Origin of the sequence: Mycobacterium shimoidei (genome assembly GCF_900417275.1) — a bacterium.
In the GTDB taxonomy this organism is placed as follows: Bacteria; Actinomycetota; Actinomycetes; order Mycobacteriales; family Mycobacteriaceae; genus Mycobacterium; species Mycobacterium shimoidei.
In genome coordinates, this window is sequence record NZ_UEGW01000001.1 from 2,929,975 (window position 1) to 2,949,611 (window position 19,637).

Here is a 19,637-nt window from a genome sequence, read left to right on the forward strand (position 1 = left end):
CACACCGCCCGGCGCGGCCCGATACCCTGGATTGATGAGTGTCCATGCACCATCGCATCCAGATTTGCGCCAAGAGGTGCACGACGCCGCACGTCGGGCCCGCGTCGCGGCCCGCGTTCTGGCCACTTTGCCGACGGCGGTCAAAGATCATGCCCTGACGGTCGCCGCCGACGCGATTGTGGCCCAGGCCGACGCGATCCTGGCGGCCAACGCCGAGGACTTGGCGACCGCGCGGGCCGCCGACACCCCCGAGGCGATGCTGGACCGGTTGGCCTTGAATGCCCAGCGCATCGACGGTATCGCCGCCGGCCTGCGCCAGGTCGCCGGCCTGCCCGATCCGGTCGGCGAGGTGCTGCGCGGTTACACGCTGCCCAACGGGCTGATGCTGCGCCAGCAGCGGGTTCCGCTCGGCGTGGTCGGCATGGTCTACGAGGGCCGACCCAACGTCACCGTCGACGCTTTCGGCTTGGCGCTCAAGTCGGGCAACGCCGCGCTGCTGCGCGGCAGCTCGTCGGCGGCCCGATCCAACCAAGCGCTGGTTTCGGTGTTGCGCGCCACGCTCGACAATGAAGACCTGCCGGCCGACGCGGTGCAACTGCTCGACAGCACGGACCGCTCGACGGTGACCCACCTCATCCAGGCCCGCGGTCTGGTCGACGTGGTGATCCCGCGCGGCGGAGCGGGCCTGATCGACGCCGTGGTCCGCGACGCGCAGGTGCCGACGATCGAAACCGGTGTCGGCAACTGTCACGTCTATGTCGACGGCGCCGCCGACCTGGATGTCGCCGAACAGGTGCTGCTCAACTCCAAGACGCGGCGGCCCAGCGTGTGCAACGCCGCCGAGACGCTGCTGGTCGATACGGCCATCGCCGGCCGTGCGCTGCCGCGACTGGTGGGGGCCCTGCAAGACGCCGGGGTCACCGTGCACCTGGACGCTTCCGATGACGAGCTGCGCCGCGAGTTCTTGTCGATGGACATCGCGGTGGCGGTGGTCGACGGCGTCGACGCCGCCATCGCCCACATCAACGAATATGGCACCGGCCACACCGAGGCCATCGTCACGCGCAATATGGCTGCGGCCCAACGCTTTACCGAACGAGTCGACTCGGCCGCGGTGATGGTGAACGCGTCGACCGCCTTCACCGACGGTGAACAGTTCGGCTTCGGTGCCGAAATCGGCATCTCCACCCAGAAGCTGCATGCCCGCGGCCCGATGGGGTTGCCGGAACTGACCTCGACCAAGTGGATCGTCTGGGGAGACGGCCACACCCGTCCCGCCTGACGATGAGGAGACTCCCATGGTGAGCGTGCCCGCCCGCCCGATACCGCTGTTCGCCGACATCGAGGATGTCAGCCAGAAGCTGGCCGAAACCGGCTATCTGCCCGACACCGCCACCGCGACCGCGGTGTTCCTCGCGGACCGGCTCGGCAAGCCCTTGCTGGTGGAAGGTCCGGCCGGGGTCGGCAAGACCGAACTGGCCCGCGCCGTGGCCGAGGCCACCGGGTCGGGATTGGTGCGGCTGCAGTGCTACGAGGGCGTCGACGAGGCTCGCGCGCTGTATGAGTGGAACCACGCCAAGCAGATTCTGCGCATCCAGGCCGGGTCCGGTGACTGGGAGGCCACCAAGACCGACGTGTTCAGCGAAGAATTTCTGCTGACCCGCCCGCTGCTGACCGCGATCCGCCGCACCGAACCGACCGTGCTGCTGATCGACGAAACCGACAAGGCCGACATCGAGATCGAGGGGCTGCTGCTGGAGGTCTTGAGCGACTTCGCGGTGACGGTGCCCGAGCTGGGCACCATCGTTGCCGAGCGGGCGCCGTTCGTGGTGCTGACCTCCAACGCCACCCGGGAGCTGTCCGAGGCGCTGAAGCGTCGCTGCCTGTTTTTGCACATCGACTTCCCCAGCCCGGAGCTGGAGCGCCGGATCTTGCTGTCGCGGGTGCCGGAGTTGCCCGCGCATCTCGCCGACGAGCTGGTCCGCATCATTAGGGTGCTGCGCGGCATGCAGCTGAAGAAGCTGCCCTCGGTGGCCGAAACCATCGACTGGGGGCGCACGCTTTTGGCGTTGGGGCTCGACACCATCGACGACGCGACGATCGCCGCCACGCTGGGTGTGGTGCTCAAGCACCAATCCGACCAGCAACGCGCCGGCGCGGAGCTCCGGTTGAACTGATGGCCCGCCGCGTCCGCCCCAGCCAGCCGCTGGCACCGCACGGGATACCCGGCCACTTGGTCGGGTTCGTGGAAGCTCTTCGCGGACAAGGCATTGCGGTCGGGCCGTCGGAGACGGTCGATGCCGGCCGGGTGATGACGGTGTTGGGCCTGGACGACCGGGAGGTCTTGCGCGAGGGCCTCGCCTGCGCGGTGTTGCGCAGGCCCGATCACCGCGACACCTACGACGCCATGTTCGACCTGTGGTGGCCGGCGGCGCTGGGTGCGCGCGCGGCGCTCGATGAGGAGGTGTCCGCGGACGATCCCAGCGTGCAGTTGCCCGCCGAGGACATCGAGGCGATGCGCCAGATGCTCGTCGACTTGCTGAGCCAAAACACCGAACTGGCCGAGATGGATGAGCGGCTGGTGGCGATGATCGCCCAGATCGTCGAGGCCTACGGCAAATACAACTCCAGCCGTGGGCCGTCGTATTCGTCTTACCAGGCGCTCAAGGCGATGGCGCTCGACGAGCTGGAAGGCAAGCTGCTGGGCGGGTTGCTCGCACCGTACGGCGACGAGCCAACACCCACCCAAGAAGAAATCGCAAAAGCCCTTGCCGCACAGCGGATCACCCAACTGCGCAAGATGGTCGACGCCGAGACCAAACGGCGCACCGCCGAGCAGCTGGGCCGCGACCATGTCCAGATGTACGGCATCCCGCAGCTTTCCGAGAATGTCGAATTTCTGCGCGCCTCGGGTGATCAGCTGCGCCAGATGCGCCGCGTCGTGGCGCCGTTGGCCCGAACACTGGCCACCCGGCTGGCCGCCCGCCGTCGACGGGCCCGCGCGGGTGCGATCGATCTTCGCAAGACGCTGCGCAAGTCGATGTCCACCGGTGGGGTGCCGATCGACGTGGTGCTGCGCAAGCCTCGTCCGGCCCGCCCCGAATTGGTCGTTTTGTGCGACGTGTCCGGATCGGTCGCCGGGTTCAGCCACTTCACGCTCTTGCTGGTTCATGCGCTGCGCCAACAATTCTCCAGGGTGCGCGTCTTTGCCTTTATCGACACCACCGACGAGGTGACGCACCTGTTCGGGCCTGACGCGGATTTGGCCATGGCGATCCAGCGGATCACCCGCGAGGCCGGCGTGTACACCCGCGACGGGCATTCGGACTACGGCAATGCGTTCATCTCGTTCGTGCAGGCTCACCCGAACGTGTTGTCGCCACGCAGCTCGCTGCTGGTCCTGGGCGATGGACGCACCAACTACCGCGACCCGGCCACCGATGTGCTGGCCCACATGGTGACCGCGAGCCGGCACGCGCACTGGCTCAACCCCGAACCCAAGCACTTGTGGGGCAGCGGCGATTCGGCGGTGCCGCGCTACCAAGACGTGATCACCATGCATGAATGTCGGTCGGCCAAGCAGCTGGCGGCGGTGATCGACCGACTCCTGCCGGTCTGAGCCGTCCTCACATCACGCTCGCGGCTGGTAGGGGGTGCTCCAGTAAGCTGGCAAATCGTGCGAAAGCAGCGGCTGGGAGTGATGGGCGGGACGTTCGATCCCATCCATAACGGGCACCTGGTCGCCGCCAGCGAGGTGGCCGACCGGTTCCATCTCGACGAAGTGGTGTTCGTGCCGACCAGCCAACCCTGGCAGAAGAGCCGGCAGGTCAGCGCCGCCGAAGACCGCTACCTGATGACGGTGATCGCGACCGCGTCCAATCCGCGCTTTTCGGTGAGCCGCGTCGATATCGACCGCGGCGGGCTCACGTACACCAAGGACACCTTGCGCGATCTGCGCACGATCAATCCCGACTCGGACTTGTACTTCATCACCGGCGCTGACGCGCTCGCGTCCATCCTGTCCTGGCACGACTTGGAGGAGCTGTTCGCGATGGCGCGCTTTGTCGGGGTGAGCCGGCCCGGCTACGAACTGGACCGCGAACATCTCGCCGGCGTCCTCGAGGGGCTGCCCGAAGACGCGCTCACGCTGATCGAAATCCCGGCATTGGCAATTTCGTCGACCGACTGCCGCCGGCGTGCCCACGAGTCGCGGCCGCTGTGGTATCTGATGCCCGACGGTGTCGTGCAGTACATCTCGAAACGAGAGCTTTACCGCAAACCATGACCGCCACGCAGGAAGCCATCGACATGGCAACGGTGGCCGCGGGTGCGGCCGCGGCCAAGCTCGCCGACGACGTCGTCGTGATCGACGTTTCGGGGCAGCTGGTCATCACCGACTGCTTCGTCATCGCCTCGGCATCCAACGAGCGCCAGGTCAACGCGATCGTCGACGAGGTCGAGGAGAAGATGCGCCGGGCCGGCTACAAACCGGCGCGTCGGGAAGGCGCCCGCGAGGGACGCTGGACGCTGCTGGATTACGTCGACATCGTGGTACACATCCAGCACCAGGACGAGCGCAACTTCTACGCGCTGGATCGACTGTGGCGGGACTGCCCGACGGTCGACGTCGATCTGGAGGCCACCTCGTGAAGCGGCGGCGGCTGGTGATGCTGCGGCACGGCCAGACCGATTTCAACCTCGGCAGCCGCATGCAGGGTCAGTTGGACACCGAGCTGACTGAGCTGGGCCGCGCGCAGGCCGGCGCGGCGGCCGACGTGCTCGGCAAACGTCAGCCGCTGCTGATCGTGACGTCGGATCTGCGCCGCGCCTACGACACCGCCGTGATGCTTTCAGAGCGGACCGCCTTGACGCTGCGGGTCGACCGCCGGTTACGCGAAACCCATCTCGGCGACTGGCAAGGCATGACCCACGCCGAGATCGACGCGGCCGCCCCCGGGGCGCGTTTGGCCTGGCGCGACGACGCTTCCTGGGCGCCGCACGGCGGGGAGAGCCGGGTGGACGTCGCCGCCCGCAGCATCCCGCTGATTGCCGAATTGGTTGCGAGCGAAAAGGAATGGGGGATCGACGAGCGACCAATCGTGCTGGTCGCGCACGGCGGCCTGGTCGCGGCCATGACTGGGGCGTTGCTGCGGCTTCCGGTTGCCAACTGGCCGGCACTGGGCGGAATGGGCAATGCCAGCTGGACTCAGTTGTCCGGACACTCGGCCGCCGACGCGGACTTCGACGGCATCAGGTGGCGCCTCGACGTGTGGAATGCCTCGGCGCAGGTTGCTAACGATGTCCTCTGAATCGCGGCCGGTGCTGTTGATTTTCGCCGATTCGCTGGCCTACTACGGGCCGACCGGTGGCTTGCCCTCCGACGACCCACGCATTTGGCCCAATATCGTTGGTGCACAACTTGGATGGGATGTGGAGCTGATCGGGCGCATCGGCTGGACGTGCCGCGACGTCTGGTGGGCCGCGACTCAGGATCCGCGGGCCTGGGCGGCGCTGCCGCGAGCGGGCGCGGTCATCTTTGCCACCGGCGGTATGGATTCGCTTCCATCGCCGCTGCCGACTGCACTGCGTGAGCTGATCCGTTACGTGCGGCCGCCCTGGCTACGCCGCTGGGTCCGCGACGGCTACGGCTGGCTGCAGCCCCGGATCTCGCCGATCGCTCGGTCCGCCCTGCCGCCGCACCTGTCCGTGAAATACCTCGAACAGACCCGCGGTGCAATTGATTTCAATCGTCCCGGTATTCCCATCGTCGCGTCGTTGCCGTCGGTGCACATCGCTGAGACGTACGGCAAAGCCCACCACGGGCGGGCCGGAACCGCTGCGGCGATCACCGAATGGGCGCAGCAGCACGACATTCCGCTCGTCGATCTGAAAGCAGCAGTCGCCGAGCACGTTATGGGTGGGCGTGGCAACCCGGACGGCATCCACTGGAATTTCGAGGCCCACCAAGCGGTCGCGGAACTAATGCTCAAGGCACTGGCCGAGGCTGGCGCGGCGACGATACAGAGCGCGGAGCGCGATGATGAGGAGCCGGGCAATCAAACCGATGTGGAACCATGTCAGTCGTAGTCGTCACCGACTCGTCGTCGCGCCTTCCAGAGGAGCTGCGCCGCAAGTGGGGGATTCGTCAGGTGCCGCTGCATATTTTGCTCGAGGGCGCCGACCTGCGCGACGGTGTGGACGAGGTTCCCGACGACATCCACCTGCGTGGCCAAGCCACCACCGCAGCCGCCACACCGGCCGAACTGTCCGAGGTGTATCGGCGGGCGCTGGCCGACAGCGGCGGTGACGGGGTGGTGGCCGTGCACCTTTCGGCGGCATTATCGGGGACGTTCGCCGCGGCGGAGGCGACGGCTGCCGAGATGGGTTCGAGCGTGCGGGTCGTCGACTCGAAATCGACGGCGATGAACACCGGTTTCGTTGCACTGGCCGCCGCGCGGGCCGCCTCCGACGGCGCCGACCTGGACACCGTCACGCAGGCCGCCGCCGCCGCGGTCAAGCGCAACCATGGCTTCATCGTGGTGCACCGACTGGACAACCTGCGCCGCAGCGGGCGGATCGGCGGTGCCGCGGCCTGGCTGGGCACCGCCCTGTCACTCAAGCCGCTGTTGCGCATCGATGACGGCAAACTCGTTCTGGCACAGCGTGTTCGGACCGCCAGCAAGTCTGTCGCGACAATGATCGACCGGGTGTGTGACATTGTCGGTGATCACTCCGCCGCGCTGGCGGTACATCATGTCGCCAACCCCGAGGGCGCCGACAGCGTGGCGGCCGCACTGGCTGAGCGGCTGCCGGCCTGTGAACCTGCGTTGGTGACTGGGCTCGGGCCGGTGCTCGCCCTGCACGTCGGCGCGGGCGCGCTCGCGGTGTGCGTCGACGTGCCTGAGTGAGTCCGGCGCGGTTTGGTCGTTAAGTGACGGCTATTGCACCGAACCCGCGTTGATCGGTAGCGGCGCGGTGTCGTCACTGAGCTGCTCGGACGGCCGTCGAATGGCGTTGTCCCCGCGGGGATGAACGACCTGCGGCCACCAGAACCAGCGCCCCAGCAGGACGGCGATCGACGGCATGAACAGCGTGCGCACGACCAGCGTGTCCATCAGAAGACCGACACACACCGTGGAGCCGAACTGGCCGAGCACCCGCAAATCGCTGCCGAGCATGGCGGCCATGGTGAACGCGAACACCAAGCCGGCCGCGGTCACCACGCCACCACTGCCGGCCATGGCCCGGATGTATCCCGTCTTCAACCCGGCGTGAATCTCTTCTTTGAACCGGGATACCAGCAGCAGGTTGTAGTCCGATCCGACCGCCAGCAGGATGATGACCGACAGCGCGGCCACCACCCAGTGGATGTGGTGACCGAGGAGGTCTTGCCAGATGAGCACCGACAGCCCGAAGGCCGCGGCGATCGAGCTGGCCGCGGTGCCCACGATCACCATGGCCGCAACCAGGCTGCGGGTGAGCAACAGCATGATCATGAAGATCAGGGTGAGCGACGACAGCACCGCGATCATCAGGTCGTACTTCTCGCCGTCGTGCATGTCCTTATAGGTCGCGGCGGTACCACCCATGTAGACCCTGGCTTCGGACAACGACGACTGTTTGAGGCCCTCCTGAGCGGCTGTCCGCTCCGCGTCGACGCGTGAAATCCCTTCCGGCGTAGCAGGATCGCCCTGATGCGTGATGAAAAAGCGCGCGGACTTTCCATCCGGCGACAAGAACATCTTCAGGCCGATCTTGAAGTCCGGGTTGTCGAACGCCTCGGGGGGAAGGTAGAAGAAGTCGTCGTTCTTGGAGTTGTCGAAACTTTGCCCCATGACGATCGCGGTATCGCTCATGGACTCCATCTGGTTGATCATCGCCTGGAAAGTGCTGTGCAGCGTCAGCGTCAGAGCGCGGGTCGTCTTCAGCGATTCGATCTGCGGCGGCAGCAGCGCGGCCAACTGCGGCTGGAGCCGATCGATGTCGTCAAAGTCGTTGGCCAGCCCGTGGAACTTTTCGTCGAGCTGGTCGATACCGTCCAACGAATCCCAGAGCGACCGCAGGGAGTAACAAATGGGAATGTCGTAGCAGTGCTTCTCCCAGTAGAAGTAGCTACGGATGGGCCGCCACATATCGTCGAAATCGGCGATGTGGTCCCGCAATTGGTCGGTGATCTCAGTCAGCTCGTGGGTGTCGACGTCCGTGCGGTGCGTAGCCTCGACAAGTCGTTGTTGAACGTCATAGGTCCGCTGCAGGTAGTCGATCGTAACGCCCAGCTGGTCGGCCATCTTCAGGATGTCGTCCATGCGCTCCTTCAGAAACGCCATGTTCTGCATGGTTGTCTGGGCCTGCATGCTGTTCTGAAACGGTATGGAGCTGTGCTGGATTGGGATCCCGAGCGGTCGGGTGATGTCCTGAATCATCGCGATTCCCACGACGCGGATGACGTTCTTGGCCACCCGGTCCAACACCAGCATGTCGGCCGGATTGCGCATATCATGGTCTGCTTCGACCATCAACAGGTCCGGGTTCATCCGGGCCTGGGAGAAGTGCCGGTCCGCGGCGGCGTATCCGATGTTCACCGGCGCGTTCTCGGGCAGGTAATAGCGATCGTTGTAGCCGGGCTTGAATCCGGGCAGCGCGATCATGCCGATCAGCACCACCACGGTGCTCGCCGCGAGAATGGGCGCCGGCCAGCGGACCACCGCGGTGCCGACCCGCCGCCACAGCCGTCCTTTGGCTGCTCGCCTGGACTCCAGCAGCCCGAAGCGAGTGCAGACGGTGAGCACGGCGGGGCCCAGGGTGAGGCCGGCCAACACGACGACCAGCATGCCGATGGCGACCGGCACGCCCATGGTGTGAAACCAGGGCAGCCGCGCGAAGCTGAGGCAATACGTCGCACCGGCGATCGTCAGGCCCGAACCCAAAATCACGCGGGCCACCGAGTGGAAAGTGATGTAGTAGGCATCAAACCGGTCTCCACCGGCCGCCCGGGCTTCCTGGTATCGGCCGATGAGGAAGATTCCGTAGTCGGTTGCGGCCGCGATCGCCAGCATGGTGAGGATATTCGCGGCGAAGGTGGTGAGCCCGAAGACGTTGTGATACCCGAGAACCGCGATGACGCCTCGCGCGGATGCCAGCGCGACGAAGGTCATGAACAGCTGGACCAGCGTGGTGACCAACGAGCGGTAGACCAAGAACAGCATGATCGCGATCGCAGCCAACGTGAACAGCGTGATCTTGGCCAGGCTCGCGTTTCCGATGACGTGCATGTCGTCGGACAGCGCCGCGGGGCCGGTGACGTAGGCCTTCACTCCGGACGGTGCGGGAGTCCGATCGATGACCTTGCGCACCGCTTCGACGGATTCATTCGCCAGCGTTTGGCCCTGGTTTCCGGCGATGTTGAGCATGACGTAAGCGCCCTTGCCGTCGGCGCTTTGCACGCCGGCCGCGGTGAGCCGGTCGCTCCAGAAGTCCTGAATGTGCTGAACATGCTCGGGGTCACGCTCGAGTTGGCGAATGATGCTGTCGTAGTAACGGTGCGCCTCGTCGCCGAGCTTCTGCTCACCCTCCAGCACGATCATGATCGTGCTGTTGGAGTCGAATTCCTTGAAGTTGTGACCGAGACGCATCATCGCCACCATCGACGGCGCATCTTCCGGAGCCATCGGCGCCGAATGCTCCTCGCTGACCGTTTCCAACGGCGGCACAACGACGTTCACCAGCACGGTGATGAACACCCACGCCAGGATGATCGGCACCGCGAACAGGCGGATGGCATGCGGGATGTAGGGCCGGTGGGGCCGTTTGAGGCTCGGGCGGGTCATGCCGACTTCACCAGGCAGAACGTCTGCGCATTAGTTCCGTCGACCTTTTTCTCCTCGCGGACGACACCGTCGACCGTGATGCGGCAGCCGATCTGATTGCCGTTGCCCTGCGCCATGATGTTGGCGCTCACCGAGGGCAGGGTCGTGCTCAGCGTGTACGACCACGGCAGTGGCGCCGCATCGACTTGATGGGTGTTGGCCTCGGCGTCCCAGTAGTTGATGCTCGCCGTGGTACCAGCCGGGCCGAAGATCTCGTACGTCACCACCTTCGGGTTGAACTGGACGATCTCGATCCCGGCGCCGGCACTCGCGTTGAGGTCCTCTGATCCGAAGATGCGGTGGAGCCGGGCAACCCCGAACCCCGAGACAGTGAGCACCACCAGCAACACCAGAGGTATCCAGGTGCGTTTAGCTATCTTGCTGACCGGAATAGCTCTCAACCGAGTCTCCTCCCGCTCACTGATCCTGCTCGTTAGCCCGGCCTCGGCGGCAGATTGGCCAGCTGCCCAGTGTCGAACGACGGCGCCGTGCTGACGGCGTCGTCAACCGAACATTTGCACGGCTAACTATCCTAGACGGCTCAGCGACGATGACGTTCGCGGGGTGCCCGTGCTGGTCACACGGCTGCCCGGCCGGTAATCGGCGGCAAGTCGGCCAGCGTCACGATCCCCGGCGGGGCGGCCACCACCGCGGGAACGGCGTTGGTGACCGGCATCGCCGTGTAGATCATGCCCAGCCCCATGAAGCCAGGCTCGGTCCAGTCTTTCGGCGGCAGGCAATGGATCACCGTGCGCATATTGGGCAGCCCGAAGACCTGGATAACGTGCCCGTGCTCGAGCGGCTTGGGCGGCACCACATGGTCGCCCATGATCCAGTTGAACCCGACGCTGACGACGTTGCGGTCGCCGACCCAGCCGCGGTGGTAGCCGTAGACGCCGGCGACGGTTCCCGCCGGGATCTTCATGAAGCCCAGATCGGTGTCGGCGGTGGCGGCAGTGAATTGGACGTCGAAGGTCATCCGGTCCAGCCTCGCCCCGATCGCGTCGGCCATCATCGCCGCGGACTCCGCAAAGACCTCGCTTTCGCGTCGCACGCTCTCGGCCAGCCCCGGAGTGTCGGGGTCTTGCGAAAAGCCCATTGCAGTCTGGGTGCCCGCCGACTCGTAAGTCGAGCAGTCCACGGATTCGGTGATGCGGATTTCGTCGACACGCTGACACGAGCCGCTGAGCACCATGCCGACCAAGTTGGTCATTCCGGGATGAGCGCCGCTGCCGAAGATCGTCGAGCCGCCGCGCCGGCAGGCGTCCACGATGCGTTGCCGGTCCTGCGGTGTCTGCTTGCCGCCGGTAATCCACGCCGCGCTGGTGCACACATTCACCCCAGCCTCCAGCAGGCGCACCAACTCGTCGATGTTGGGCCACAACGGGTTGTAACAACACGCATCGGGCCGCAGCTTGAGCAACGCATCAATGTCATTGGTGGCCTTCACCCCGGTCGGCTCGGGCCAGCCGCACAACTCGGCGGCATCCACGCCGACTTTGCCCTCACCGTGGGCGAACACGCCGACCAGCTCCATGTCTTCTCTGCCGATGATGGCGTGCAGCGATCGCCGGCCGATGTTGCCGGTGGTCCACTGGATCACCCGAAGCGGACGGGCTGCACTGGGGATGGTCATCGTGACTCCTTTCAAAGACCGACCGCGCCGACGGCGAGAAACACACAGCCGACCGCAGCCACCAGGATGGCAGCGTCGGTGCGGCGACGTGACCGAATCCAGTCGTGCAGTGCCGCCACCCACCTGGCAGTTGCTTTGGGTGCCAGAAGATAGGCCAGCAGCGGAATTTCAACGAGCGCGAAGGCCACCACGTGGAACACCAACAGCACCGCGACCTGCGTCAGGGCTGCTGCGCCGGAGGCCAGTATCACGGCCAGCGCGGCAAGGTAGTCGACCGACGGCAATGCAATACCGAGACCGGCAATTCCGGCGACCAACAGCGAAGCGCCGCTCATCAACCGTCGGGCCGGCATCGCCAACCTCGCCGGGTGAGGGCCCAACCAGCCGGGGACGCCCACGGCCACGACCCCGGCGATTACCAGGGCCAGCAGCCCGATCACAATCTGAACGTTGGGCAACGTGAAATAGGTGGTCCCGAGCAGTCGGCGCCGAAACACGAACAGCACCACCAGACCCACCGTTGTTCCCATGGCGAAACCACCGGATAAGAACGCGAGCAGTTGCAGCACGGGTCGCGGCCTGTTCAGCATGAGCAGCGTCATGCCGATCCGGAACGGTTCGAAACTGACGGCAAGGGCCATTGTCAGCACGGTGATCAGCATCGACGGGTGTGCACCCACCCGCCGGTCAGCCGTCTAACCGGACGAATTGGCCTTGGCGGTACTGCTCGACACAGGCGGCACGCCGGATCTTGCCGCTCGTCGTGGTCGGGATCGAACCGGGCGCGACCAGAACAAGGTCACTCACATTCAGGCCGTGCGCATTGGATATCGCGGAGGTGACGTCGCTTTTGACGTCACTGAGCCAGCGCATCGCGTCGGTGGCGGCATCGTCTCGCTTCTTGACCTCGACGATGGCGACCAGCTGCTCGGTACTGTTCACCGGGACCGATATCGCCGCGACCCGACCACGTGTGATCTCCTGGACCGTCGCCTCGATGTCCTCGGGAAAGTGATTCTGCCCACGGATGACCAGCAGATCCTTGATGCGGCCGACAATGAACAGCTCACCGTCGTAGATGAAGCCCAAGTCGCCCGTTCTCAGCCAGGGCCCGTCGGGCGTGCCTGGCGACGGGTCGACGAGCGTTGCGCCGAAGCACCGTTGCTCCTCCGAAGATTTATTCCAATACCCTTCGGCGACATTGGCGCCGTGCACCCAGATTTCGCCGACCAAGTCGGCAGGGCACTCGCGGTGTGTGTCGCTGTCGACGATTCGCACCGCCGGTGATTGTGGCACTTTGTATCTGACCAGTCCGGTGCCGGCGCCGGGCGCACACCGCTGAACCCGGCCCGAACCCAGCTCGGCGGCATCGAAGTGAGCCGCCGGCGATGATTCACTCCAGTTGCCGGCCGTCACGAACACGGTTGCCTCCGCCAAGCCATAGGCAGGACTTAGCACATGGTCGCGAAGGTTGAAATGAGCAAACCGATCAGCGAAACGTTGCAAGGTAGCCGGCTCGGCACGTTCGGCGCCATTGATGATGCACAGCACTCCGCCGAGGTCGAGTCCCGCCAGGTCACTGTCGGATGTCTTCCGGGCTGCCAAGTCAAAGGCAAAGTTGGGCGCCCCTGACCACGCGTGCGGATTGCAGGCCAGGGACCGTACCCATCTGGCCGGTCTCTCCAAAAATGCGATCGGACTGGTTAATTCGGCGCGGTAACCGGCCAGGATCGGTATGCAGACTCCCAGCACCAAACCCATGTCATGGTAGAAGGGCAACCACGACACGATCGTGGCGTCCGATGGGGCTTCACCGAAGAAGCCGCGCATCAGCTGCTCGAAATTCACCTGAAGGTTTCGGTGCGAGATCACCGCTCCGGTCGGCAGCCGGGTCGAACCTGAGCTGTACTGCAGATACGCGATATCTGGCAAATCTGTTGTCCGAACGCTTGTTCCGCCATCGGCGCCCAGATTGATCGAATTGATTGCATCGATTTCCAGGATCTTCGGAACAGCGTCGAGGTGTGCTTGATGCACGTACTCGGCGATATCTTCCGCGACCGTCGACGTGGTGAGCACAACCGACGGCGATGTATCGGCCAGGACCGCACCCACGCGCTCATGACTCGAGCCGCGGTGCGGCAGTGGGAGTGGAACAGCGATCTGTCCGGCCTGCATGGATCCCAGGAATGCCGTGATGTAATCGAGGCCCTGGGGAGCGAGTATCACCGCCCTGTCGCCGACCGACCCATAGGGGCTGAGCTCGCCCGCGAGATTGAGTGTTCGGCGTGATAGCTGCGACCACGTGAGACTCTCGGCGACACCCGCCGGATCGTGTTCGTAGTTGGTGAAAGTGAATCCCACATCGTTGGGCCGCATACTCGCACGCCCATGCAAGATCGAAAGAATAGATGAAGGAGGCATAGCCGCCGTCAGCCTTTACCCTGAGAGGACAGCACGGACAGGGCGCCGCTGAGAATTTGTGAGAACGGATCGGCGCCGCCGCCAAAAGTCGCCTGGGTGGCGGGCGCGGTGACGGCTGCGGGATCGAAGCCGTTGACGGGGTCTACTTGCACCGGCGCCGTCGCCGGGTCGTCGTTACGCGAATAGCCCGCATTCACCCGGGGCAGCAGTATCGCGTCGAGTTTGTTGAGCGTGTCCTCGGAGAACCCGATGTAAGCCAACGGCATGGTCAGCGGAAGGTGCTTTTCGGGAATCAGATACGTCGTCGTCGTCGCGCCCCTGGAGTTGACCGTCGTTCTGATGTTCTGCGGCGGCACCATGCTCGGGTTGGTGAATGCCACCGCCGTGTGGCCGGTAGCGAGGCCCATCAACGTGTTGGCGAGCGCGAACATGTTGTCCGGCCGGTCGGGGAAGTCGGCGATCGAATCGTAGGCGGACACGAACTGCTTGGTGTCGTATTGGCTCTCGACCGGAGGCGGGATGCGGTAGTCGAGGGCCGGAACAACGCTGCCCACCGGAAACATGGCGGTCAGGAAGCTTTGACCGAAGGCGTGACGCGCTATGGGGTCGCCGAATGTCGCGAAGCTCAGCTGGTCAGGCGGGGGAGCGGTCGGGTCATTCGCGAGCCGGGCCTGCTCGGCATCCAGCACAAGCGATCCCTCGGAGAGGCCGATCGCGGTACCGCGACCACCGGCGCGGATGGCCGCATCAAGGTTGCCCTCTCCCTCGTCGACTGACTCGCCGACACTGGGACCGTCCATGCCCAGGCCTGGAAAGAGTTGATCGAGTCGTGCAATGCCCGGGAAGAGCCGTTCCAGTACGTGGCCCTGCACCTGACCTGCCGGGTAGGGAACGATTTCTCGCTTCATGCCGGGAAACCAGTCCGCACCTGAGCGACGGATGTACTCGTCATAGGGAATGCCCAGAACGTGCGCACCGCCGAGCGAGTAGGCGGTCCCGTCGGCGTGCGTTCCGGGGGGCGGGGTTCCGCCGGCCGGCGGGTCGTCGGCAGCCGCAGCCCCGACGCCGAAAAAGCCTGTGGCGCTTACCAGCGCCGTAACTGCGGCGAGTAGCTTTTTCATTCCTACTCCTGACCGTTCGGCTTCGTCTCGTAGTCTCACATACACCGGGCCCACCCCCTAACCCGCCTTCGATATTGGAGCGCGTGACGGCCACCAATTGGCCCGCCCGACCAGCGCGGCGACGGCGGGAACCGTAATGGTGCGTACCACAAAGGTATCCAGCAGGATTCCCACACCAATCACGAAACCGCCCTGGACCACGGTGCCGATGCTGGAGAACAACAGGCCGCACATCGAGGCAGCGAAGATCAGGCCTGCCGCGGTGATGACGCCGCCCGTCGAACTCAGGGTGCGAATGATGCCGTATCGCATGCTACGCGGGGACTCGTCACGCATGCGTGAGACGAGCAGCATGTTGTAGTCGGCTCCTACCGCGACCAGCACCACAAATGCCAGCGGAGGCACGCTCCAATGTAGCTGCTGGCCGAGCATGAACTGAAACACCAGCGCGCCGATCCCCACCGCCGAGAAGTACGAAACGATCACCGAGGCAACCAGATACAGCGGTGCGACAATTGCACGCAGCAGCGCGATCAAGGTCAGCAGCACCACGAGCAGAGTTACCGCGATGATGAACCGGATGTCGTGTTGGTAGTAGTCACGGGTGTCTTTGAGGCCAACCGTGTATCCGGCCATCGAGATCGTGGCGTCCGCTAATGCGGTGTTCGGTTGGGCGTCCCGGGCGGCCTGACTGATCGCGGTGACCTGATCCATGGCTTCGGTGCTGAACGGGTTGAGTTTGGTTTGCACCAAGTACCGCGCCGAGTGGCCGTCTTGAGAAATGAATACCTTCGCGGCGTCCTGGAACTCCGCCAGCTGCAACAGCTGCGAGGGGACATTGAAGCCGGCCATCGCCGGCTGTGCGGCGTCACGCTTCAGCGACAACAGAAACGTCGCTGCCTCATCGAGCCCATCGCCCATCTGTTTGACCTGGTCGACGAGCTGAATCACCGCGTCAGCCACTTGCCGGCTTCCACTGGCGAAGCGGTTCGCGCCCTCCTGCATGCTGCTCAGGTTGGCTTGCAGGCCGCCGGGTTGATCCATCCCCATGGACTGCATCACCTTGGCGAGGTCGGTCAACGCGCCACGGACTCGGGCTATCGATGCGTCCAGGGACTCCTTGTCCGGGAACGATTGCAGTTCTCCGGCCAGCTCGCTGATCGCGTCGAGGTCTTCTTGATCATGTCCAGCGAGCAGCCGTTCGAAATCTCCGCGGGTCGCGCTGCATGACTCGTTGAGGTCGCAGACCGGGTTGCCCCGCAGGGCCTCCAGCACCGGGCCTATCCAGGCGAACATGTTCTTGCCGGCGGAGAAGTTCCAGCCCATGGCATTGCTGAGCGAGTTGACGTGGTCGACGAGCTTGGCTGCGGTGTCGACCTGTTTGACCAACGCGTCCCCGTCGTACTGGTCCCTGGTGGATGAGAATGAATCGACCAAGCTCTGGACGCTGGCGGCCAGCCGGGTGACTTGGCGGCGCATGTCGCTGAGGTTTTGGGCCAGTGTGCCGGCCCCGTCGACGAGCTCGTTGAGGTCGCCGCTGTGGTCGTTGATCATCTCGGACCCGCCGGCGAGCAGGGCGCCGACCGCGCCGGCCTGATAGGTGGCTCGGAATTCTTTCGGTACCGCCCCGGTGGGTCGGGTGATGCCGCTGACCGCGGCGATATTCGGCAGTTGGCTGACTCGGTCCGCCATTTGCTCCAGGTCCGCGAGGGCTCCAGGTGTGCGCAGGTCGTGCGGTGACTGGACCAGGATGTACTCCGGAATGGACTGGTTCACCGGGAAGTGGCGATCCAGTGCGGCATATCCGAGAGAGCTCGGGGCCGAAGCCGGCAGGGCCTTGCGGTCGTCGTAGTTGTAGCGCACCAATCCGGCGCAGCTGGCCAGGATGACCAGGACCAGCAGACTGGCGACCAGATGCACCTTCGGTCGGCGCACAATGCGGATGCCCGAACGCCGCCACAACCGGGCCGTCAGTTCGCGGCGTGGCCGGACCCACCCACGCGGACCGGCAAGCACCAGGATCGCCGGCAGCAACGTGACGGCGGCCAGGAATGCCACGCCGACCCCAATCGCCGCCGACACTCCGACCGTTTTGAACACTCCCATCCGGGCGAAACCGATGAGAAGGAATGTGATCCCAACGGTGGTGGCCGACGCGGCGATCACTTTGCCGATCGAAATCATCGCCCGTTTGACAGCGCGATCGAAATCCGGATCCAGGCGCAGGTAGTCGTGATAGCGGCTGATCAGAAAGACCGCGTAATCGGTTCCGGCGCCGGCCATGATCGCGCTCAGAAAGACGATGGACTGGTTCGAGACGCCCGAGCCGCTCAACTGCGAGTAGCCGGCTACCAACGATTGTGCGATCACCAGCGACGAACCGATCGTCAGCAACGGCAGCAGCATGGTGACCACGCTGCGGTAGACGACCAGCAGCACAATGAGCACCAGGACGGCGATCGCCACTTCAATCGGCATCCGATCCCGTTCGCCGGCGACCGTGAGGTCGGCGACGGTGGCCGCCGGTCCGGTGAGGTTCACCGTCAGGGACGTTCCCGCTTGTCGGGTTTGTTCCAAGGTGCGCTTGACGATGTCGCTGATGCGGTTGAACGCGGCGTAGGAGCCTGGAGTGCCCAACTCGCCGGCAACCCCGACCGGCAGCACCCAAGATTTGTGGTCCTGACTCGTCACGACCGGACGCAGCGGCGGCGCGCTGATGAAGTCCTGCAGCATCACGACATCTCGGGTGTCGGCGCGCAGCGCGTCCACCAGTTTGCGGTACACGGCTTCGTCTGAGGGTCCCAGACCCTTGTCGTTGGTCAGGACTACAAGCAGCAGGTCATCTGAGCCCGATTCGTGAAACGCCTCGCTCATCTTTCGAGCGGCGACGCTCGACGGTGCATCGCTGGGCAAGATAGCGAGTGGATGCTTCTGCGCCATCTCGTTCAGGGAGGGGAACGTCAGCGGTAGCGCAATCGCGGTCGCGACCCACAGTCCGATGACCAGCCAGGGCCACCGCACTACAAAATCAGCTAGTCGTCGCATCTCGCCGTCTCCCCGGTTTGAGAAAAGCCCTGACCATCGGATCGCTCCACGCTATGCGACGCGTCCCCAATGCCCGCTGTCCGCGACGCGCCCGCAGACGGACTTCATCGCCTCCATGAAACGGGTGACGGATTTCAGCGCGACCGGGTTGGCGGGATACATGATCGCCATTACCGTGCCTTCGCCGTACCGAAATACATAGATGGTCAGTTGGTATGAGTAGCGGCCATCGGGGTAGATACCGATGTTGTTCGCAAGGCCCAAGTCGGCCGCCGCGAGAACGGCGTTGAGCGGGGCGGCGCCGCCATGAAAAAAGTTCGACACCGGAAAATTCGGTCGCGGCCAGTTCAACCAGGGCGCTAACTCCAGGACGCGGTAATAGGGAACCCTTGCCATGTCCAGACTTGAATCGAACGACGCCTGCGCTGCCCATGCGGCATCGCTGAACGAGGCGGCGGCTATCGGCACGGTGATCGGGATCAATCCGGTGAACCAGCCCTGCGTCATGAAATTGTCCGCCGCGGTGCGAGAATCGCGGGGCGTCAGACCGTAATAGGTAAGGGCGCCGGTGAATTCGTGTTCCACCAGCGCAAGGCAGGCGAACAAACCGCCGACGAAGCGTGCGCCTGCGGCCGTGCAGGCGGCTTCGAATCGCTCGGTCTGCGCCGGGTCCATCAGCACTTCGGAGGCCATCTCACTGCTAGTGGATTCCGATGGGTCACCCAGTGGAAGCGGGAACTCCGGGAATCCACCATGGTTGTTCTCGGCGAAGTCGATCCACGCGCGCACCTCGGGTGAATCCACGGTTAACGTCGAAGCGTAATCGCGTTCGCGGGTGCAGAATTCGTCATAGCTGCCGGCATCGGGAAGGGCCAGCGGCTCGCCACCGCCGGTCAATGCCGAATACATTCCGTTGGCCTCGAGCATCGTGGTGCCGATCAACGTCGCGTCGCCGTGAATATGATCCATGGCGGCAAAAAACGTGAATTGGCCTTCGTTTTGGATGATTCCGAAGGTGAAGCAGCCCCACTCCAGCGGATTGGGTATGCCCACGACGTGGGAGCGGATTTCGTCGACGGTCATGTAGCCGTGATCGACCGGCATGAATTCAACATCGTTGGGGTCGTTCAACGAATGCCTAACGAACTGCCCGTCACCAACATGCTCGAACCAGCTGCGGAACGTGTCGTGCCGGCGCAGGTAGGCGTTAAGGGCCTGATCCATCGCAGAAACATCGCAGTTGCCGGGCACGTCACAGCTGGCGATGATCTGCCGGGAAAAGGTCAGTCCCGCAGCGGTTCGTTCGCAGTAGTTACGCAGGTGTTGGCCCTGCATGTAGCTGACCGGCACCGAGCTGACCGGGGCCTGTCTTGCTTTTTCGGCAGCCGCCGCCGTCGGGTGCCAGGAGGTGACCGAGCCGGGGGTCAGCTTCCACTCGGCGAGCGAACCGACCGTTATTTTCCCGATGCGCAATAGCTGATCCTCCTCGGTTCAACGGTGCTGGTCCGGCCGCGCTCACGGCGAGACCAAGATAGCTTGTTGCGC

General features: G+C 64.6%; 16 protein-coding genes. 8 read left to right on the forward strand and 8 right to left on the reverse strand.

The window, feature by feature from the left end; genetic code table 11:
* Positions 1–34: 34 nt before the first annotated feature.
* The 8 genes from MSP7336_RS14230 to MSP7336_RS14265 all read left to right on the forward strand — a co-directional run bounded on the left by MSP7336_RS14230 (position 35) and on the right by MSP7336_RS14265 (position 6,908).
* Positions 35–1,282 carry a glutamate-5-semialdehyde dehydrogenase gene (locus tag MSP7336_RS14230; RefSeq protein WP_069394585.1) on the forward strand — a complete coding sequence of 416 codons (1,248 nt, stop codon included), beginning with the start codon at positions 35–37 and terminating at the stop codon, positions 1,280–1,282.
* Between the two features lie 19 nt (positions 1,283–1,301).
* Entirely contained in the window at positions 1,302–2,177 is an 876-nt protein-coding gene (locus MSP7336_RS14235; protein WP_113964920.1) for an AAA family ATPase, read from the forward strand.
* The gene (locus MSP7336_RS14240) at positions 2,174–3,619 is read left to right on the forward strand and encodes a vWA domain-containing protein (RefSeq protein WP_113963970.1); all 1,446 of its coding nucleotides are present in this window, start codon (positions 2,174–2,176) and stop codon (positions 3,617–3,619) included. Before MSP7336_RS14235 ends, MSP7336_RS14240 begins: the two co-directional genes overlap by 4 nt.
* Positions 3,620–3,691: 72 nt before the next feature.
* Positions 3,692–4,285 (forward strand): nicotinate-nucleotide adenylyltransferase, encoded by a 594-nt coding sequence (nadD, locus tag MSP7336_RS14245; RefSeq protein ID WP_264078136.1) that lies wholly within the window; start codon positions 3,692–3,694, stop codon positions 4,283–4,285.
* A complete protein-coding gene (gene rsfS, locus MSP7336_RS14250) occupies positions 4,282–4,650 on the forward strand; it encodes a ribosome silencing factor (RefSeq protein ID WP_069394588.1) in 369 nt (122 codons plus the stop codon). The genes nadD and rsfS overlap by 4 nt, the downstream gene beginning before the upstream one ends.
* Complete coding sequence (gpgP, locus tag MSP7336_RS14255) at positions 4,647–5,309, forward strand: glucosyl-3-phosphoglycerate phosphatase (protein ID WP_069394589.1); 663 nt, start codon at positions 4,647–4,649, stop codon at positions 5,307–5,309. Before rsfS ends, gpgP begins: the two co-directional genes overlap by 4 nt.
* A complete protein-coding gene (gene octT, locus MSP7336_RS14260) occupies positions 5,299–6,087 on the forward strand; it encodes a diglucosylglycerate octanoyltransferase (protein WP_244917463.1) in 789 nt (262 codons plus the stop codon). The genes gpgP and octT overlap by 11 nt, the downstream gene beginning before the upstream one ends.
* Positions 6,075–6,908, forward strand: a complete 834-nt coding sequence (locus MSP7336_RS14265; protein WP_113963971.1) for a DegV family protein — start codon at positions 6,075–6,077, stop codon at positions 6,906–6,908. Before octT ends, MSP7336_RS14265 begins: the two co-directional genes overlap by 13 nt.
* A 30-nt stretch (positions 6,909–6,938) precedes the next feature.
* On the opposite strand, the gene MSP7336_RS14270 is transcribed toward MSP7336_RS14265, so the two are convergent.
* The 8 genes from MSP7336_RS14270 to MSP7336_RS14305 form a co-directional block, all read right to left on the reverse strand.
* Complete coding sequence (locus MSP7336_RS14270) at positions 6,939–9,827, reverse strand: MMPL/RND family transporter (protein ID WP_113963972.1); 2,889 nt, start codon at positions 9,825–9,827, stop codon at positions 6,939–6,941.
* Positions 9,824–10,267 carry an MmpS family transport accessory protein gene (locus MSP7336_RS14275; RefSeq protein WP_084226306.1) on the reverse strand — a complete coding sequence of 148 codons (444 nt, stop codon included), beginning with the start codon at positions 10,265–10,267 and terminating at the stop codon, positions 9,824–9,826. Before MSP7336_RS14275 ends, MSP7336_RS14270 begins: the two co-directional genes overlap by 4 nt.
* A 176-nt stretch (positions 10,268–10,443) precedes the next feature.
* Positions 10,444–11,502 carry an NAD(P)H-dependent amine dehydrogenase family protein gene (locus MSP7336_RS14280; protein ID WP_113963973.1) on the reverse strand — a complete coding sequence of 353 codons (1,059 nt, stop codon included), beginning with the start codon at positions 11,500–11,502 and terminating at the stop codon, positions 10,444–10,446.
* A gap of 11 nt (positions 11,503–11,513) precedes the next feature.
* Positions 11,514–12,164 carry a GAP family protein gene (locus MSP7336_RS14285; RefSeq protein WP_113963974.1) on the reverse strand — a complete coding sequence of 217 codons (651 nt, stop codon included), beginning with the start codon at positions 12,162–12,164 and terminating at the stop codon, positions 11,514–11,516.
* 25 nt (positions 12,165–12,189) lie between these two features.
* Positions 12,190–13,926, reverse strand: coding sequence for an AMP-binding protein (locus MSP7336_RS14290; RefSeq protein ID WP_113963975.1), 1,737 nt, complete (start codon positions 13,924–13,926; stop codon positions 12,190–12,192).
* A gap of 8 nt (positions 13,927–13,934) precedes the next feature.
* Complete coding sequence (gene pe / locus MSP7336_RS14295) at positions 13,935–15,047, reverse strand: acyltransferase PE (protein ID WP_069394596.1); 1,113 nt, start codon at positions 15,045–15,047, stop codon at positions 13,935–13,937.
* A gap of 57 nt (positions 15,048–15,104) precedes the next feature.
* Positions 15,105–18,092: an MMPL/RND family transporter gene (locus tag MSP7336_RS14300; protein WP_113963976.1), complete on the reverse strand. Its 2,988-nt coding sequence runs from the start codon at positions 18,090–18,092 to the stop codon at positions 15,105–15,107.
* 51 nt (positions 18,093–18,143) lie between these two features.
* A complete protein-coding gene (locus MSP7336_RS14305) occupies positions 18,144–19,565 on the reverse strand; it encodes a condensation domain-containing protein (RefSeq protein WP_113963977.1) in 1,422 nt (473 codons plus the stop codon).
* Positions 19,566–19,637: the final 72 nt, after the last annotated feature.

Excerpts from the sequence above, each read along its gene's own strand:
- MSP7336_RS14285 (WP_113963974.1), bottom strand. The coding sequence starts at position 12,164 with ATGCTGATCACCGTGCTGACAATGGCCCTTGCCGTCAGTTTCGAACCG.
- MSP7336_RS14280 (WP_113963973.1), bottom strand. The coding sequence starts at position 11,502 with ATGACCATCCCCAGTGCAGCCCGTCCGCTTCGGGTGATCCAGTGGACC.
- rsfS (WP_069394588.1), top strand. The coding sequence starts at position 4,282 with ATGACCGCCACGCAGGAAGCCATCGACATGGCAACGGTGGCCGCGGGT.
- MSP7336_RS14265 (WP_113963971.1), top strand. The coding sequence starts at position 6,075 with ATGTCAGTCGTAGTCGTCACCGACTCGTCGTCGCGCCTTCCAGAGGAG.
- MSP7336_RS14300 (WP_113963976.1), bottom strand. The coding sequence starts at position 18,092 with ATGCGACGACTAGCTGATTTTGTAGTGCGGTGGCCCTGGCTGGTCATC.
- MSP7336_RS14230 (WP_069394585.1), top strand. The coding sequence starts at position 35 with ATGAGTGTCCATGCACCATCGCATCCAGATTTGCGCCAAGAGGTGCAC.
- MSP7336_RS14270 (WP_113963972.1), bottom strand. The coding sequence starts at position 9,827 with ATGACCCGCCCGAGCCTCAAACGGCCCCACCGGCCCTACATCCCGCAT.
- pe (WP_069394596.1), bottom strand. The coding sequence starts at position 15,047 with ATGAAAAAGCTACTCGCCGCAGTTACGGCGCTGGTAAGCGCCACAGGC.
- octT (WP_244917463.1), top strand. The coding sequence starts at position 5,299 with ATGTCCTCTGAATCGCGGCCGGTGCTGTTGATTTTCGCCGATTCGCTG.
- MSP7336_RS14290 (WP_113963975.1), bottom strand. The coding sequence starts at position 13,926 with ATGCCTCCTTCATCTATTCTTTCGATCTTGCATGGGCGTGCGAGTATG.